Origin of the sequence: Streptomyces sp. NRRL S-118, assembly GCF_000716335.1 — a bacterium.
Taxonomy (GTDB): Bacteria; Actinomycetota; Actinomycetes; order Streptomycetales; family Streptomycetaceae; genus Streptomyces.
Genome location: NZ_KL591010.1, coordinates 51,073 through 67,092 on the forward strand (window position 1 = coordinate 51,073; position 16,020 = coordinate 67,092).

16 protein-coding genes are annotated in these 16,020 nt (G+C 71.7%); 11 read left to right on the plus strand and 5 right to left on the minus strand.

The genetic code is table 11. The features are described from left to right. Nucleotides 1–101: 101 nt before the first annotated feature. The gene (locus IH00_RS0118510) at nt 102–1,214 is read right to left on the minus strand and encodes a winged helix DNA-binding domain-containing protein (protein ID WP_039947178.1); all 1,113 of its coding nucleotides are present in this window, start codon (nt 1,212–1,214) and stop codon (nt 102–104) included. Nucleotides 1,215–1,338: 124 nt separating this feature from the next. Here IH00_RS0118510 and IH00_RS0118515 point away from each other — a divergent pair, with 124 nt between their 5' ends. Then, on the plus strand, nt 1,339–2,466 hold the full coding sequence (locus tag IH00_RS0118515; protein ID WP_031074960.1) for a magnesium and cobalt transport protein CorA: 1,128 nt from the start codon (nt 1,339–1,341) through the stop codon (nt 2,464–2,466). A 529-nt stretch (nt 2,467–2,995) separates the two neighbouring features. On the opposite strand, the gene IH00_RS0118520 is transcribed toward IH00_RS0118515, so the two are convergent. Beyond that, nucleotides 2,996–4,396, minus strand: a complete 1,401-nt coding sequence (locus tag IH00_RS0118520) for an MFS transporter (protein ID WP_199819773.1) — start codon at nt 4,394–4,396, stop codon at nt 2,996–2,998. A 114-nt stretch (nt 4,397–4,510) separates the two neighbouring features. Between IH00_RS0118520 and IH00_RS0118525 the strand changes: the two genes are divergently transcribed. Beyond that, on the plus strand, nt 4,511–5,509 hold the full coding sequence (locus IH00_RS0118525; RefSeq protein WP_234334886.1) for a helix-turn-helix transcriptional regulator: 999 nt from the start codon (nt 4,511–4,513) through the stop codon (nt 5,507–5,509). Between the two features lie 45 nt (nt 5,510–5,554). Here the strand turns inward: IH00_RS0118525 and IH00_RS0118530 are convergent, their stop codons facing one another. The 3 genes from IH00_RS0118530 to IH00_RS0118540 all read right to left on the minus strand — a co-directional run bounded on the left by IH00_RS0118530 (nt 5,555) and on the right by IH00_RS0118540 (nt 6,808). After that, entirely contained in the window at nt 5,555–5,776 is a 222-nt protein-coding gene (locus IH00_RS0118530) for a hypothetical protein (protein WP_031074967.1), read from the minus strand. Nucleotides 5,777–5,815: 39 nt separating this feature from the next. Continuing rightward, complete coding sequence (locus tag IH00_RS0118535) at nt 5,816–6,247, minus strand: Asp23/Gls24 family envelope stress response protein (protein ID WP_031074969.1); 432 nt, start codon at nt 6,245–6,247, stop codon at nt 5,816–5,818. Nucleotides 6,248–6,469: 222 nt separating this feature from the next. Next, a complete protein-coding gene (locus IH00_RS0118540; protein WP_324615788.1) occupies nt 6,470–6,808 on the minus strand; it encodes a hypothetical protein in 339 nt (112 codons plus the stop codon). A gap of 313 nt (nt 6,809–7,121) precedes the next feature. Between IH00_RS0118540 and IH00_RS0118545 the strand changes: the two genes are divergently transcribed. From IH00_RS0118545 to IH00_RS45445, 9 genes are all read left to right on the plus strand, one after another. Then, on the plus strand, nt 7,122–8,846 hold the full coding sequence (locus IH00_RS0118545; protein WP_039947180.1) for a hydrogenase maturation protein: 1,725 nt from the start codon (nt 7,122–7,124) through the stop codon (nt 8,844–8,846). A 56-nt stretch (nt 8,847–8,902) separates the two neighbouring features. Then, complete coding sequence (locus IH00_RS0118550; protein ID WP_031074975.1) at nt 8,903–9,991, plus strand: NADH-quinone oxidoreductase subunit B family protein; 1,089 nt, start codon at nt 8,903–8,905, stop codon at nt 9,989–9,991. Nucleotides 9,992–10,095: 104 nt separating this feature from the next. Then, complete coding sequence (locus IH00_RS0118560) at nt 10,096–11,877, plus strand: nickel-dependent hydrogenase large subunit (RefSeq protein WP_031074977.1); 1,782 nt, start codon at nt 10,096–10,098, stop codon at nt 11,875–11,877. Beyond that, nucleotides 11,874–12,479, plus strand: a complete 606-nt coding sequence (locus tag IH00_RS0118565; protein ID WP_052411475.1) for a hypothetical protein — start codon at nt 11,874–11,876, stop codon at nt 12,477–12,479. The genes IH00_RS0118560 and IH00_RS0118565 overlap by 4 nt, the downstream gene beginning before the upstream one ends. A gap of 98 nt (nt 12,480–12,577) precedes the next feature. After that, nucleotides 12,578–13,234, plus strand: a complete 657-nt coding sequence (locus IH00_RS0118570) for a DUF5947 family protein (RefSeq protein ID WP_052411504.1) — start codon at nt 12,578–12,580, stop codon at nt 13,232–13,234. Then, complete coding sequence (locus IH00_RS0118575; protein WP_031074982.1) at nt 13,231–13,869, plus strand: DUF6084 family protein; 639 nt, start codon at nt 13,231–13,233, stop codon at nt 13,867–13,869. Before IH00_RS0118570 ends, IH00_RS0118575 begins: the two co-directional genes overlap by 4 nt. Further along, nucleotides 13,866–15,308, plus strand: a complete 1,443-nt coding sequence (locus tag IH00_RS0118580) for a hypothetical protein (RefSeq protein WP_031074985.1) — start codon at nt 13,866–13,868, stop codon at nt 15,306–15,308. Before IH00_RS0118575 ends, IH00_RS0118580 begins: the two co-directional genes overlap by 4 nt. Next, the gene (locus tag IH00_RS0118585; protein WP_052411476.1) at nt 15,308–15,883 is read left to right on the plus strand and encodes a hydrogenase maturation protease; all 576 of its coding nucleotides are present in this window, start codon (nt 15,308–15,310) and stop codon (nt 15,881–15,883) included. The genes IH00_RS0118580 and IH00_RS0118585 overlap by 1 nt, the downstream gene beginning before the upstream one ends. After that, entirely contained in the window at nt 15,880–15,999 is a 120-nt protein-coding gene (locus IH00_RS45445; RefSeq protein WP_391814118.1) for a DUF6893 family small protein, read from the plus strand. The genes IH00_RS0118585 and IH00_RS45445 overlap by 4 nt, the downstream gene beginning before the upstream one ends. The last annotated feature ends 21 nt before the right edge of the window (nt 16,000–16,020 follow it).

Here is a 16,020-nt window from a genome sequence, read left to right on the forward strand (position 1 = left end):
CCTCACTACCCGGTGGGCGGGGCGGTGACCATGCCGAGGAGGGATCGTTTCCCCGCGCGGGTGGCGGCCGGGCCCGGCCCGCGACGGCGGGCGCCCGGGGACTACGGGGCGAACGTGCCGAACCGGACGTCGTGCGCCTGCGTGGCGGTGGGCGTCACCGGCATGCGCCCGGCCTCCTCCGCGACGGCGGCGCGCTGCTCGCGCGTGAGGGGGCCGAAGGGCTGAACGGTCAGCACCGCTGCTCCGCCCTTGGTCTCCTCCAGCCGCCAGACGCCCGCGAGGAAGCCGTCGACGAGGAAGGTGCGGTACGCCTGGTTGCCCTTCCAGGTGCGGTCCTTGTACTGCGCCGGCACGACTCGGGTGCGGTCGGCGTGCGAGAGCAGCAGGTTGTCGAACTCGGGCAGGAAGCGCGGCGGGGCGGGCGTGTCCGGGTCGGGCCGGGGCGCGTCGGGCAGGTCGAACAGCTCGGTCCCGGACTCGTCCCGGAAGGTCAGCAGGCGGGGCCGCAGCCGCTCGAACGCCTCGCGCAGCCGGGTCAGCCCCGACCAGGTCTGCATGTCCTTGACGGAGGCCGGCCCGAACGCCGCGAGGTAGCGCAGCACGGTCGCGTCGGCCGTCGCCGGGGGCTCCGCCTCCCGGCCCAGCCACGCCTCGGCGGTGGTGAGGACCACCTGACCGCTGCGGTCCCACAGGCCGCGCGGGGTGACCTGGACGAGGGGCAGCAGACAGCGGGCGGCGACCGTCAGGGCGAGCGGGTCGGAGTGCGGCCACCGCTCCAGCAGGGCGTCGCGGATCTCCTTGGGCGTACGGGGCCGCTCCTCCACCAGGGAGCGCGTCAGGGCGGCCAGCCGCTCCAGGTCGACGCCGGTGAGGCCGCTGCGGAACAGTTTCACCTCGCGGTCGCGGGCGGGCTGGACGAGGGGCCGCAGCCGCAGCACGTCGTCGGCGGTGTGCGTGTGGATGGTGGACCGTACGGTGACGATCCGGGCCACCGCACGGGACTCCATGAGCCCGGAGAGCTCCTCGGGCCGGAAGCCGTCGAGGCGGGCGGCCAGCGCGTAGTACGGCGGCCGGGTGTTCTGCGCCTGGAGCCCGACGAGGTGTCCGACGGCGTGTTCCGCGGACATCGGGGTACGCCGGAGCAGGAGCTGTCGTGCGAGGGTGGCGCGGTTCAGGGCGCGGGTGGAGAGCACCGGGCTCGTCGTGTGGGCCATGCTCCGCACGCTACGCCGCCTTGCGGACACCTTCTGTCCGCGATCAGGAGACGGTCCGGCCAGGCCGGAACAAACCCGGGCATATATTCTGCGACTGCCCGGGAGGCGAGGAGGTGAGACGGCGATGACCCTGCCCTCGAAGAGGTACGCCCGGCGCCGGCGCCCGGCCCCGGCGGCAGCGCCGACGGTGACGGCCGCGGCGGACGGGCTTCCCGAGTCCGGCGGGAAGCGGGGCAGCGTCGTCCAGGCCTCCCTCTACCGCGACGGCCACAAGGTGGCCTCCCCCGGCACCCTCGCCGAGACGTTCCACCGGTTGCGCGACGAGCCGGAGGGCATGGCGTGGATCGGCCTGCACCGCCCGTCGGAGGCCGAACTGCTCTCGCTGGCGGCCGAGTTCGACCTGCACGAGCTCGCCGTCGAGGACGCGATGGAGGCCCACCAGCGGCCCAAGCTGGAGCGGTACGGCGACACGCTTTTCGTCGTCCTGCGCGCCGCGCGCTACCTCGACGCCCCCGAGGAGGTCGACTTCGGCGAGCTGCACATCTTCATCGGCACCGACTTCCTGATCACGGTGCGCCACGGCGCGGCGCCGGACCTGTCCGCCGTGCGCCGCCGGATGGAGGAGACCCCGGAGCTGCTGGCCCTGGGCCCGGAGGCGGTCCTGTACGCCATCCTCGACGCGGTCGTCGACGGGTACGCCCCGGTGGTGGCGGGCGTCCAGAACGACATCGACGAGATCGAGACCGAGGTCTTCCGCGGCGACCCGGAGGTGTCGCGCCGCATCTACGAACTCTCCCGCGAAATGGTGGAGTTCCAGCGGGCCACGCGCCCGCTGGTGGGCATGCTGCACTCCTTGATGGCGGGCTTCGCCAAGTACGGCACCGATGAGGAACTCCAGCGCCGCCTGCGCGACGTCGCGGACCACGTGACCCACACGAGCGAGCGCGTGGACGGCTTCCGCCAGGCTTTGTCGGAGATCCTCACGGTCAACGCGACCCTGGTCACCCAGCAGCAGAACGCGGAGATGCGGGCGCTGGCGGAGGCGGGCTTCGAGCAGAACGAGGAGATCAAGAAGATCTCGTCGTGGGCAGCCATCCTCTTCGCACCCACACTCGTGGGAACGATCTACGGCATGAACTTCGACCACATGCCGGAACTTCACTGGGTGTACGGCTACCCGTTCGCGATCCTGCTGATGGCGGTGGTGTGTTCGAGCCTGTACGTGATCTTCAAGAGGCGGGACTGGCTGTAGAAGTCGGACGGCCTCCTTCTTCGTCAGCAGGGTGGATACCGGGATCGACAGCCGACCGGCCAGGATCGGCACGCCGGAAGCACGGGAGTTTGCGAGGACGGGCCGCGGTCGCCGACGCACGCCCGGCCTGCCAGCGTTTCGAGCGGGCCCGGGCACCGGACCGATGGAGGTCCCTGGAGGCGGCCGGGGCCTGACAGGTCGCCATGGTCGCGCTCAGCGGTTTCACTCTGCCGATCCGCCCCCGCGCGCCGTCGACCGTCAGACGGTCGGCGGCGTCCGCAGGGGTCCCGCCGGTGCCGGACCACCACGGCCGGACCGGCTCGGGACGGCTCCACCAGGCAGGCGTCCAACACATCACGACGCCCTTGGTCATGTATGCGATGAGGTTCTCGCATGCGCGCCGATCGGCTGGTCCCGCTGTTGCGTCAGCGTGGTGCTGACCAGGGGACACGTCGGCCCACGAGCTGGAGTTGACCGGTTTCCACGCCGAGCTCACCGGACAAGCGGTGTGCTTCCCTCCCCCATGGGTTCACTGGTCGACGTGCTCGGCCGCGGCCTTGGGGAGCGCGAGCATCACGAGTGCCGCCACGAGGTAGAGCACCGCGGTGGCGACGAGGACGATGCTGAGCGCGTGACCGTAGTCGGCCGGTCCTGGTGCATCGGTCGTCGATCCGGTGACGGCGCCGAAGAAGATCGTTCCGAGAACGGCGATGCCGATGGATCCGCCGATCTGGTTGACGGTGGAGAGGACGCCGCCCGCCGCGCCCGCATTGCGTCCGGGGATACCGGCGAGCACGACGTTGACGAGAATGGGTGCGGCGAGGCCGAGTCCGAGGCCGCCGATGAACAGGCCGAGCGCGAGTGGCCAGAATCCGGGGTCGCTGCCGTTGCTGATGACGGCCAGGAGCACGAGCTGAGATGCCGCGATGGTGAGCGAGCCGGTGATCAGCAGGGTCCTGCCCGCCTTGGCGGCGAGCGCGACGCCGAGTCCTGAGGTGATGATCGAGCCGAGGGCATAGGGCAGGATCACCAAGCCGGTCTCCCACGCGGTCCGGTCGGTGCCGAGCTGAAGGTAGACCGACAGGGTGAGGAAGAACGATCCGATACCGCCGAAGAAGAGCACGGATGCGCTCAGGCCGACGGCGAAAGCGCGATTCCTGAGCAGGGCCGGGTCGAAGACGGGTTCGCCCCCGCGGCCGGCGAGGCTGCGCTCGTATGCGAGGAAGATCGTGAGCAGAGTGATTCCGGCCGCCAGGAGGGCGTAGCCGGCCCCGGTCCATCCCCATGTCCCGGTCTGGATGATCGGCAGCAGGAGGAGCAGGATGCCCGAGGCCGCCAGCAGGGCACCCACGAGGTCCAGTCGCGCGGTGGAGGCGGAACGGGACTCCGGCAGGACCCTCGCCCCGACGACGAGAGCGAGGATCGAGATGGGGACGTTGATCCAGAAGATGGTGCGCCACCCCAGACCGAACAGGTCGGCCTCGACGAGGAGTCCGCCCAGCAGTGGGCCTGCGACGGAGGCGAGCCCTTGGACGGCCCCGTAGGCGCCGAATGCCTTGGCGCGCTCTGCCGGGGCGAACGATGCCCGGATCACGCCGAACACCTGCGGGACCATGATTCCCGCGGTCAGTCCTTGCGCGGCGCGCATGCCGATGAGCATTCCCGGCGTGACGGCGAGCGCACAGAGCGCGGAGGTGACCATGAACCCGGCCAGGCCGATCAGGAACAGGCGCTTGCGGCCGAACTGGTCACCGAGCCGTCCGCCAGTGATCAGTCCCGCGCCCAGGGCGAGGGTGTAGGCGGCGATCGTCCACTGGATCTGAGCGTCGCCGGCTCCCATGTCACGGGCTATCGCCGGGGCCGCGACGGTGACGATCGTCGCGTCGACGAGGTCCATGAAGGAGCTGAACAGCACCACCAGGAGCGCCATGTTCGCGCCTGCGCCGGAGACGGGTGCTGGGGGAGCGTCGGGGGCGCGTGTGCCCTCTCGGGATGTCTTTGGAGTGGTCATGCCGGCCAGGGTCACAGTTATAGTTGCCGTCGAATGACCGCTTTCCCGGGGGGCGGGATCATGGCTGTGACCTCCGCGCGGACGCTCAGGCTGCTGTCGATCCTCGGTATCGGCGCCACCCTGACCGCCGAGGAGCTCGCCGGAAGGCTCGGAGTCTCTCTTCGGACCGTGCGACGCGACATCGACACGCTCAGAGAGCTCGGGTACGAGATCGAGGCCGTGCGCGGGGTGGGGGGAGGCTACCGGCTCGGCCGCGCCACCCGCTTGCCGCCGGTCGTCTTCGACGAGGACCAAGCAGTAGCCGCGGCCGTGGCGCTCCAGACGGTCCCCACGATCCTTTCCGGCATCCGCGAGAACTCGGCACGTGCCCTCGCCACGTTGCAGCAGGCGATGCCCGCCCGCAGCCGCATCCGCACCGAGTCGTTCAGCGTCTCCGCAGCGCGCAACTACTGGGAATTCCCCGCAGCACCCATCGATGGCGAGATCATCCGCGTCATCGGCGGCGCGATCAACCGACAGCACGTCGTTTGCGTGGACTGCACCGGCGAGGACGAACCGGCGACGCTCACGCTGGAACCCCACGACCTCGTCGTGTGGGCGGCACGGTGGTACCTCGTCGCGTTCGAACCGGACGCGGACCGATGGCGCGCGATGCGCGTCGACCGTCTCGAACCACGCATGCCCACGGGGAGAAGCTTCGACCGCCGCGAGGTCCCGCACGACGATCCGGTCGCATTCGTCATGAGCACGCACGACCGCGGCGACACCCTGGCGGAATGGCCATGTCGCGGGTCGGCGCTCGTCGCGCTGCCTGCGCCCACCGTCGCCCGGTTCGCCCCCGGCGGGTCGACGGTCGCGTACGACACCGACTCCAGCTGCCGACTCACGCTCGGCGCGTGGTCATGGGCAGGGCTGGCAGGACTGCTCCTGACTTTCGACGCTGACCTCACAGACATCGAACCGGCAGAGCTCAGGCAGGCGCTGCGTTCCCTGCGCACCCGCATCGACGAAGGACTCGGGTGTGCCACGTGAGTTCACCGGTGCGGCTCCTGCCCGGACGCCGCTCGGCTTCACCGTTCACTGCCAGTCTCGGGCCCGCCGCCGGTCGTCGCGGATCCGCTCCTGCCTGTCCCGGCGGCGGACGAAGTCACCCGGTTCGAGATCACCCTCCATCAACCGCCCGACCACGAGGCCGACGAACCCGAGCCCCAGCACCAGCAGGAAACCCCAGAAGTCACCGAAATACGCGGCGAAACCCAGCGCCATTCCGGCGATCAAACCCACCATGGCCCTGCTCATCAGGTACTCCTTCACCTCAAGGAGCAGCTTCGCCCCCGACTACTGGACTCGCTGCCACTCCTGCCCTTCGTCCTCCTCGTCGGGGAGCTTCACATCACTGACCATGATGTTGACTTCCACGACTTCCCGACCCGCCATCCGCTCCACTGCGGAGATCACGCTCTCCCGGACCGCCCCCGCCACGTCCGTGATCGAGACGCCGTAGTCGACGACGATCTCCAGGTCGATGGCCGCCTGCACCTCTCCGACCTCGACACTGACGCCGCGCGTGACGGATTTGCCGGCACCGGCGCCGGGCATCCGCTCCCGCATGGATCCCATCGAGCGGGCGAATCCGCCGCCCATGGCGTAGACGCCGGGCACGTCCCGCACCGCCATTCCGGCGATCTTCGCCACCACCACATCGGCGACGGTCGTCCGGCCGCGAGAACCGGGCGCACCGCCACGTCTGACGCCGGCGTTCTCAGTCATCGGGGAATTCCTCCCTGAAGAAAACCCTTGCACCCTTTGTCTGATTATATTCGCTTTGGGTGAGCATTCCCGCCCGGATCCCTCATGGTCACTCCGGGCTTCCGCCAGTGATCACGTCCCCGAAGGACGGTGGACGCCGGAGCGTGGACCTTCGGGTGCGCGGCCGCCGGGCGGGACGGCCGCCGTGTCCCGGCCGCCCCTGGGATTCCCGGGGCCGGGGCATCAGCCCGGCCGGGGGCCGGACTCGGAGTCGTTGGGGTCGACACCGGTGAACGCGGTGTCGTCCTTCGTGCCCGAGGGGCGTCCGGAGCGGCCCTTGCGGCCGGTGTCCCGCATGCCCTTCTCCGACTCCTCCCCGTACTCCTCACCCCGCTTGGTGCCGGACTCGGCCTTGTCGCCGGGCACGGAGGTGCGCTCCTCGCGGGACGTCTCGCGGCCCGGACCGGGCGGCGGCGCGTCCTGCGCGCGGAAGGAGCGGCGGGCGCTGGGGTTCTCCTGCTGCCGGGTCTCGTCGACATCGGGGGACCAACCGTGGTGCTCGGTCCCCTGGTGCCGACTCACCCCCTGGCCGCGTGATGGCTTCGATGGCTTGTGTTCCTTGGGCATGCGTCGACCTGCCTGTCCGCTGCGGTGGAGGCACGTCTCCCGTGCCGGGGCATTAGAAATTCTTCCACTCCCCCACAAAATCGGCATATCGGGCGGACCCGCAGGTGTGCGGTCGCACGGGGCCGTCCATGCCGACCATGTGGCACGAACCGCGACCCGTACGAGTGATGCGCGGGATTCGTGTCGACGGCCGCGTGAGCCCGTACCCGACCATCGCAGGCAGCCGGTTCGCCTCACCACCGACCGCCGCACCCTGGGAGGGGTCGCCATGCGCATCCTGCTCGTCGCCAGCGCCTACAACAGCCTCAGCCAGCGCGTGCACGCCGAGCTGCGCGAGCGGGGGCACACCGTCGCCGTCGAGGTGACGCCCCGGGGCGACGACGTGCGGGCCGCCGTCGGCCGGCACGCTCCCGAGCTGGTGGTGGCGCCCATGCTGAAGGCAGTCGTACCCCGTGACGTGTGGACGGCCCGCACGTGCCTGATCGTGCACCCGGGGCCCGTGGGCGACCGGGGCCCGTCGTCCCTGGACTGGGCCGTCCGCGAGGGGGCCGGCGAGTGGGGCGTCACCGTGCTGCAGGCGGAGGAGGAGATGGACGCCGGGCCCGTCTGGGCGACGGCGACGTTCCCGGTCCCGCAGGTGGCCAAGAGCGATCTGTACCGCAACGAGCTGGCCGACGCCGCCGTCGAAGCGGTGCTCCTGGCGGTCGAACGCTTCGCCTCCGGCCGGTACACGCCTCTCGACCAGGACATGCTCCCCGCGGCGGCGGGCGCGCGCACCAGGCCGCCGATGCGCCAGGCGGCCCGCCGTATCGCATGGGCCGACGACACCACCGACACGGTGCTGCGCACGCTGCGCGCCGCCGACTCGCAGCCCGGCGTCCTGGACGACCTCCTCGGCGGGGAGTGGTTCCTCCACGGCGGCCACCCCGAGCGCGGGCTGCGCGGCCGCCCCGGCGAGCTGCTGGCCACCCGGGCGGGCGCGATCTGCCGGGCCACGACCGACGGGGCGGTGTGGATTCCCGAGCTGCGGGCGCGTACCGGACCCGGCGCTCCGCGCGCCTGCAAACTGCCCGCCACCCTCGCGCTGAGCGGGTGCCCGGACCTGCCGGACCTGCCCGAGCTGCCCTCCCCGGCGCTCCCGCCCGCCGACGACGACAGCACCTGGTCGGACATCCGGTACCGCGAGGACGGCCCGGTGGGTGTGCTCTCGTTCTCGTTCCCGGGCGGCGCGATGTCCACCGGGCACTGCCGGCGCCTGCTGGACGCCTACCGGGCGGCGTGCGCCCGGCCCACCACCGTGCTGGTCCTGGGCGGCGGACGGGACTTCTTCTCCAACGGCATCCACCTGGGGGTCATCGAGGCCGCACCCGATCCGGCGGCCGAGTCGTGGGCCAACATCAACGCCATGGACGACCTGGTGGAGGCGGTCCTGACCACCACCGACCGCCTTGTGGTCAGCGCGATCGGCGGCAACGCCGCCGCCGGGGGCGTCATGCTGGCCCTGGCCGCCGACGAGGTGTGGTGCCGCTCCGGCTCCGTGCTCAACCCGCACTACCGGCGCATGGGGCTGTACGGCTCGGAGTACTGGACCTACAGCCTGCCGCGCCGGGTGGGCGCCGCCATGGCCGAGCAGCTCACCGGGGAGGCGCTCCCGGTCACCGCCGCCCGTGCCCGGGACATCGGCCTGGTCGACCGGGTGGTCGAGTGCTCCCCGTCCCGCTTCACCGCCGAAGTCACCGTGCTGGCCGTACACCTCGCCGCCTCTCCGCGGGCCCAGACGCGCCTCGCCGCGAAGAAGGCGGAGAGCGAGCACCGGGAGGCGGTCACCCCCTTGGCGGACGTCCGGAAGCGGGAACTGGCGCGCATGCGGGACATCTTCCAGGACCCCGGCGCCCCCTACCACGCGCTGCGCAGGGCGTTCGCCCGCAAGGAACCGGGTGCCGCCGATCGCGCCGCCGCGGGTGCGCGGAGCGCCCGGCTGGCGGACTCTTAGCCCGGTAAAGGATTTCTCGTGCGGTTTTGCCGTTTTCCTCCCCGAGGAGGGCTTCGATGAACACAGCGTCGCCGACCACGGTCGGACAAACCGATACCTCCGGCTCGCCCGGTGCCGAGGAGAAACCGATCCACATCCTCTGGATCAATGCCGGGCTGAGCTGCGACGGCGACTCGGTCGCCCTCACGGCCGCCATGCAGCCCAGCATCGAGGAGATCGCCCTCGGGGCGCTGCCCGGCCTGCCGAAGATCGCCGTGCACTGGCCTCTGATCGACTTCGAGTGCGGGCCGGTGGACGGCGCGGACACGTTCATCGAGTGGTTCTTCAAGGGCGAGCGGGGCGAGATCGACCCGTTCGTCCTGGTGATCGAGGGGTCCATCCCCAACGAGGCGATCAAGCAGGAGGGCTACTGGTGCGGATTCGGAGACGATCCGGACACCGGCCAGCCCATCACCACCAGCGAGTGGATCGACCGGCTGGCGCCCAAGGCCCTGGCCGTGGTGGCAATCGGCACCTGCGCCACCTACGGCGGCATCCACGCCATGGCCGGGAACCCCACCGGCGCGATGGGCGTGCCCGACTACCTGGGCTGGGACTGGACGTCGAAGGCGGGCATCCCGATCGTCTGCGTGCCGGGCTGCCCGATCCAGCCGGACAACTTCGCCGAGACCCTGACCTACCTGCTCTACCAGGCGGCGGGATCGGCGCCGATGATCCCGCTGGACGACAAGCTCCGCCCCACCTGGCTGTTCGGCGCCACGGTCCACGAGGGCTGCGACCGGGCCGGCTACTACGAACAGGGCCAGTTCGCGATGCAGTACGACTCGCCCACGTGCCTGGTGAAGCTCGGCTGCTGGGGTCCGGTCGTCAAGTGCAACGTGCCCAAGCGCGGCTGGATGAACGGCATCGGCGGCTGCCCGAACGTCGGCGGCATCTGCATCGCGTGCACCATGCCCGGCTTCCCCGACAAGTTCATGCCGTTCATGGACGAACCTCCTGGCGCAAAGCTCTCCAGCACCGCCAGCGGAGCGTACGGCGCGGTGTTCCGCCGCCTGCGGACGATCACGGCCCGGACCGTGGACAAGGAACCCAAGTGGCGGCACACGGGCCGGAAGATCACCACCGGCTACCGGCCGCCGTGGTGACCACGGCGGCATCCGCCCCGGACCCCCGCCCCTGTTCGAGGGCCCGCTCGAAGACCCGCTCCACACCCCGCTCGAAGACCTGACCGAAGGGCATCACAGACACCATGGCGACCTCGACGACGTCCGGTGACGGCACCGGCCTGGTGGAGATGGCGTGGGACCCGATCACACGGATCGTGGGCAGCCTCGGCATCCACACGAAAATCGACTTCAAGCAGAAGCGGGTCGCCGAGTGCTACAGCACCTCGTCGGTCTTCCGCGGCTACAGCGTCTTCATGCGGGGCAAGGACCCGCGCGACGCGCACTTCATCACCAGCCGCATCTGCGGCATCTGCGGCGACAACCACGCCACCTGCTCGGTGTACACGCAGAACATGGCGTACGGCGTGAAGCCGCCGCACCTCGGCGAGTGGATCATCAACTGCGGCGAGTCCGCCGAGTTCATGTTCGACCACAACATCTTCCAGGAGAACCTGGTCGGGGTCGACTACTGCGAGAAGATGGTCCGCGAGACCAATCCGGGGGTGCTCGAACTCGCCGAGCGCACCGAGGCGCCGCACGCCGCCGAGCACGGCTACCGCACCATCGCCGACATCATGCGCTCGCTCAACCCGCTGGAGGGCGAGTTCTACCGCGAGGCGCTCTCGGTCAGCCGCTACACCCGGGAGATGTTCTGCCTGATGGAGGGCCGCCATGTGCACCCCTCCACCCTGTACCCGGGCGGCGTCGGCACCATCGGCTCCGTACAGCTCTTCACGGACTACATGACCCGGCTCATGCGGTACGTGGAGTTCATGAAGCGGGTCGTACCGCTGCACGACGACCTCTTCGACTTCTTCTACGAGGCCTTGCCGGGCTACGAGGAGGTCGGGCGGCGGCGCGTGCTGCTCGGCTGCTGGGGAGCGTTCAACGACCCCGAGTACTGCGACTTCACGTACGCCAACATGTCGGACTGGGGCCGGCGCATGTTCGTCACCCCCGGTGTGATCGTGGACGGCAAGCTGGTCACCAACGACCTCACCGAGATCAACCTCGGCATCCGGATCCTGCTGGGCAGCTCCTACTACGAGGACTGGGCGGGCCAGGAGCAGTTCGTCACCCACGACCCGCTCGGCAACCCGGTCGATCCCCGCCACCCCTGGAACCAGCACACCATCCCGGCCCCGCAGAAGCGGGACTTCAACGACAAGTACAGCTGGGTGATGTCGCCGCGCTGGTACGACGGCAAGGACTACCTGCCGCTGGACACGGGCGGCGGCCCCCTCGCCCGCCTGTGGTCGACCGCTCTGTCCGGGCTCGTCGACATCGGGTACGTGAAGGCCACCGGCCACAGCGTCGTCATCAACCTGCCCCGCACGCTCACCAAGCCGGAGACCACCTTCGAGTGGAAGATCCCCCGCTGGAGCAACGCGCTGGAACGCAACCGCGCCCGCACCTACTTCCAGGCGTACGCCGCCGCCGTGGCGCTGCACTCGGCGGAGATGGGCCTCGCGGAGGTGCGCGCCGGACGTACCCGGACCTGGGAGAAGTTCGAGGTGCCGGACGAGTCCATCGGGGTCGGTTTCACCGAGGCGGTCCGCGGTGTCCTGTCGCACCACATGGTCATCCGGGACGGCAAGATCGCCAACTACCACCCGTACCCGCCGACCCCCTGGAACGCCTCCACCCGCGACACCTACGGGACGCCTGGGCCGTACGAGGACGCCGTGCAGAACACGCCCATCTTCGAGGAGAACCCGCCGGAGAACTTCAAGGGCATCGACATCATGCGCGCCGTGCGCAGCTTCGACCCGTGTCTGCCCTGCGGTGTGCACATGTACGTCGGTGACGGCAGGACCGTGAAGTCCCTGCACGTCCCCACCGGCCTGAGCGGTCTGTCCGGATGAGCGGCGGCACCGGCACGGGCGTCGCGCCCGGCGCACCCCCCGCGTCCGGCGCGATGACCGCGGAGACGGCCGGCCGGCTGGTCGAGGAGATCCTCGACCGGCTGACGGGCTCCGGCGACCGCGCGGCGTGCGAGGCCGCCGAGGAACTCGTACGGGTCCTGATGGACTTCTACGGGGCCGGGCTCGCCCGCGCGGTCGAGCTGATCGGACGTCACCCCGGCGCCACGGCCCGCGACATCCTCGCCGCGCTGCTCGGCGACGAGCTCGTCGCGGGCCTGCTGGTCCTGCACGGGCTGCACCCGGACGACGTGTCCCGGCGCGTCGACCGGGCCCTGGACCGCCTCCCCCACCCGGTCGAGAGCGCCGGCTTCGACGCCGCGACCGGCGTGCTGCGCCTGCGGCTCACCGGGTCGGCGGGCTGCGGCTGCGCCGGCACCCGGGAGGGCATCGAGCAGGCGGCACAGGACGCCCTCGCGTGCTTCGCACCCGAGGTGACGGCGGTGGTGCTCCAGGAGGCCGCCCGGGAGCCGGCCCTCCTCCAGATCGGGGCCGGCCCGCCGCGTGCCGCCGACGGCGGCCGCTCGCCGGCCGCGGCGCCGTGAGCGCGCCCGGAGCCGGCACGGCCCGTACGGGGCCGCCCCGGCCGGACCCGGCGGCCCGCGCGGGCGCGGCCGACGCAAGCACGGCCGCCCACCCGGGCGTGTCCCCGCTCGGCGCGGCCCGCCCGGCGCCCGGCACCGAACCGCGGGGCCTGCGCCGTTTCACGGCCCCGCGCCGGCCGCGCGAGGAGCGCTGCGAGCTGTGCGCCGCGCCTCTGGCCGGCGAGCACCGCCACCTCGTCGACACCGAGAAGCGGGCGCTGGTCTGTGCCTGTGCGCCCTGCGCCCAGGTGCTGGACGGCCCCGGCGCGGCCCGGGGCCGCTTCCGCACGGTTCCGGGCCGCTACCTGAGCGACCCCGGGCACGGCATCGACGAACAGGCCTGGGAGCAGCTGCGCATCCCCGTGGGTGTCGCGTTCTTCTTCCGCAACTCCGCGCTCGACCGGCTCGTCGCGCTCTACCCGAGCCCGGCCGGGGCGACCGAGAGCGAACTGGACCCGGCCGCCTGGCAGGCCGTCCTCGCCGGCTCGCCGCTGGCGGGGCTCCTCGAACCCGACGTGGAGGCGCTGCTGCTGCGCCGCCACGAGGGTGCGGTCGAGTGCTTCCTGGTGCCCGTCGACATCTGTTACGAACTGGTGGGCCGGATGCGCCTGCGGTGGCAGGGCTTCGACGGGGGCGCGGAGGCCCGCGCCGACCTGGACGCCTTCTTCGCCCATGTACGCGACCGTGCCCGTGACGTCCGAGGGAGCGGGTCGTGACCGACTTCGCCTTCGTCTGCACCGGGGTGCGCGCCGATCCGTACGCGGCGGGCCCCACCCTGGTGTTCCGGCTGCGCATCAGCGCCTCCGAGCAGGCCCGCGTGCACGCGATGGCCCTGCGCTGCCAGATCCGCATCGAGCCCGTCCGGCGCGGCTACGCCGACGCCGAGGCCGCGCGGCTCACCGACCTCTTCGGTGAGCGGTCACGCTGGGGCAGCACCCTCCACCCGGTGCAGTTCGCCCAGGTCTCGGTGATGGTGCCCGGCTTCACCGGCGAGGTGGAGACCGACCTGGTGGTGCCGTGCACCTACGACATGGACATCGCGTCCACCCGTTACTTCCACGCCCTGGAGGAAGGGGAGGTGCCGCTGCTGATGTTGTTCTCCGGCACCGCCTTCACCGGTGCCGGCGGCTTCCGTGTGGAGCCCGTCCCCTGGGACAAGGAGGCCGCCTTCCGCATGCCCGTGAAGACCTGGCGGGAGATGGTCGACCAGCACTTCCCGGGCTCCGGCTGGATCCGGCTGCCCCGGGACACCATGGACGCGCTGCTCGCCCACCGGTCGCGGCACGCCCTGCCCTCCTGGGAGGCGGCCGTCCAGGCGCTCCTCGACGCGGCCGGGGAGAGGACGCCATGACGACGGTCACGACCACGCCGACGTTCGCCCCCGGCACCGAGGCCCGGCTCGCCGTCGCACGCCAGGTCGCCGACGCCGTGCTCTTCGAGGGGTACGTGCTCTATCCGTACCGCGCGTCGGCCACCAAGAACCGGCTGCGCTGGCAGTTCGGGGTGCTCGTCCCGCCGGCCTGGACGGCGAGGGCCGAGGAGCACGACTTCCAGCACACCGAACTGCTGATGGAACCCAAGCGGGGGGCCACCCTCGCCGTCGAGGTCCGCTTCCTTCACACGCAGCGGCGCACCGTGCAACGGGCGTGTCCGGACGGCACCTTCGAGCCGGTGGGCGAACTGCGTCTGGACGACCAGGTGATCGTCCCGTGGGACGAGGGGCAGGAACAGGCCGTCCGGCTCACCGTCCCCGTGGACGCCCTGGAGGGCGAGGGCGTCGTCGTCCCGTTCACCCGCCCGTCGGCCGAGGAGACCGAACCGGTCCGGGACTCCGCCGGGCTCGTGGTGGGCCGGCTCGTGCGCCGCCGGGAGGAGGTCAGGGGTGCGCTGCGGTTGTCGGCCGGCGAGCTGGACGGCCCGTACCGCACGCATCGTCTGAGCCTGGTCGTGGAGAACACCAGCGACTGGACGCCGGACAGCGGCGCCGACCGCGACGCCGCCCTGCCCCGGTCCCTGGTCGCCTCTCATGCCCTGCTGTGCCTGGACTCCGGGAGGTTCCTGTCGATGACGGACCCGCCGGAGTGGGCGCGGGGAGCCACCGCCGCGTGCCGCAACCTGCACACCTGGCCCGTACTGGCCGGCGCGCCGGGCCGCGACGACCTGGTGCTCTCCTCGCCGATCATCCTGGAGGACCACCCGGCGATCGCGCCCGAGAGCCCCGGCGCGCTGTACGACGCGACGGAGATCGACGAGATCCTGGCGCTGCGCACCGCCGCCCTGACCGACGAGGAGAAGCGCGAGGCCCGGGGCACGGACGCACGGGCGGCGGCCGTCATCGAGCTCGCCGACACCATGCCGCCGGAGGTCCTGGAGCGCCTTCACGGCGCCGTGCGCGGCCTGCGCGAGGTGACCGCGCCGGCCGTCGCGGCGAACGCCCCTCCACCGTCCGACCCCTTCCGGCAGAGCGGGGTCGCACGGCCGGACACCCCCTGGTGGGACCCGGGCGCGGACGCGTCCGTGGACCCGGCCACCGACCACGTCCTGGTCGGCGGACGGCCGGTACGGGCCGGCAGCCGCGTCGTGCTGCGTCCCCGGCTGCGCCGCACCGACGCCCAGGACCTGTTCCTCAGTGGCCGGCTCGCCCTGGTGGAGGCGGTCCTGCACGACGTGGACGGCGGCGTGCACATCGCGGTCACCGTCGAGGACGACCCGGGCGCCGACATCCGTCGCGAGCAGGGCCGTTTCCTCTACTTCCAGCCCGACGAGGTCGACGTCCCGGAGGAGGCGTGATGGCCCCCTCGCAGACCCGTCCGCGCACGCTGGTCGCCGGGGCGGGGAACATCTTCCTCGGCGACGACGGCTTCGGCGTCGAGGCGGCACGCGTGCTGGCCCGTCAGGACCTGCCCGCCGGTGTCGAGGTCGCCGACATCGGCATCCGCGGCGTCCACCTGGCGTACCAGCTCCTCGACGGGTACAACACCCTCGTCCTCCTGGACGCCACGGCGCGGGGCGGTGAGCCGGGCACGCTGTACGTGATCGACGCGGCGGAGCCGGGCTCCCGGCAGCCCGCCGAGGGCGTCCCTCTCGACGGCCACCGACTGTCCCCCGACGCCGTACTGGCGCTGCTGGACACCCTGTGCGCGGGCACCGGCGCCGAGCCGCCGGGACGCACCCTGGTCGTGGGCTGCGAGCCCGCCACCGTCGAGGAGGGCATCGGGCTCAGCCCGCCCGTGGCCGCCGCCGTCCCGGAGGCGGTGCGCCTGGTGACCGAACTGGTCACCGAACAGCCCCACGGCGAAGCCGTCGTCGGAGACGGACCCGCCCGCACGACACCCCCACACCGACCTTCACGGAGAGCACCATGAACAAGCGCCTCATCGGCGGTGCGGCCGCCGCCACCGCCGCCGCCACCGCACTCGCGGCCCTCGTCGCGAACGTCCTGCCCGACGTCCGGCGCTACCTGCGCATCCGCCGGATGTGAACCCACGGCCGTCACCGGACG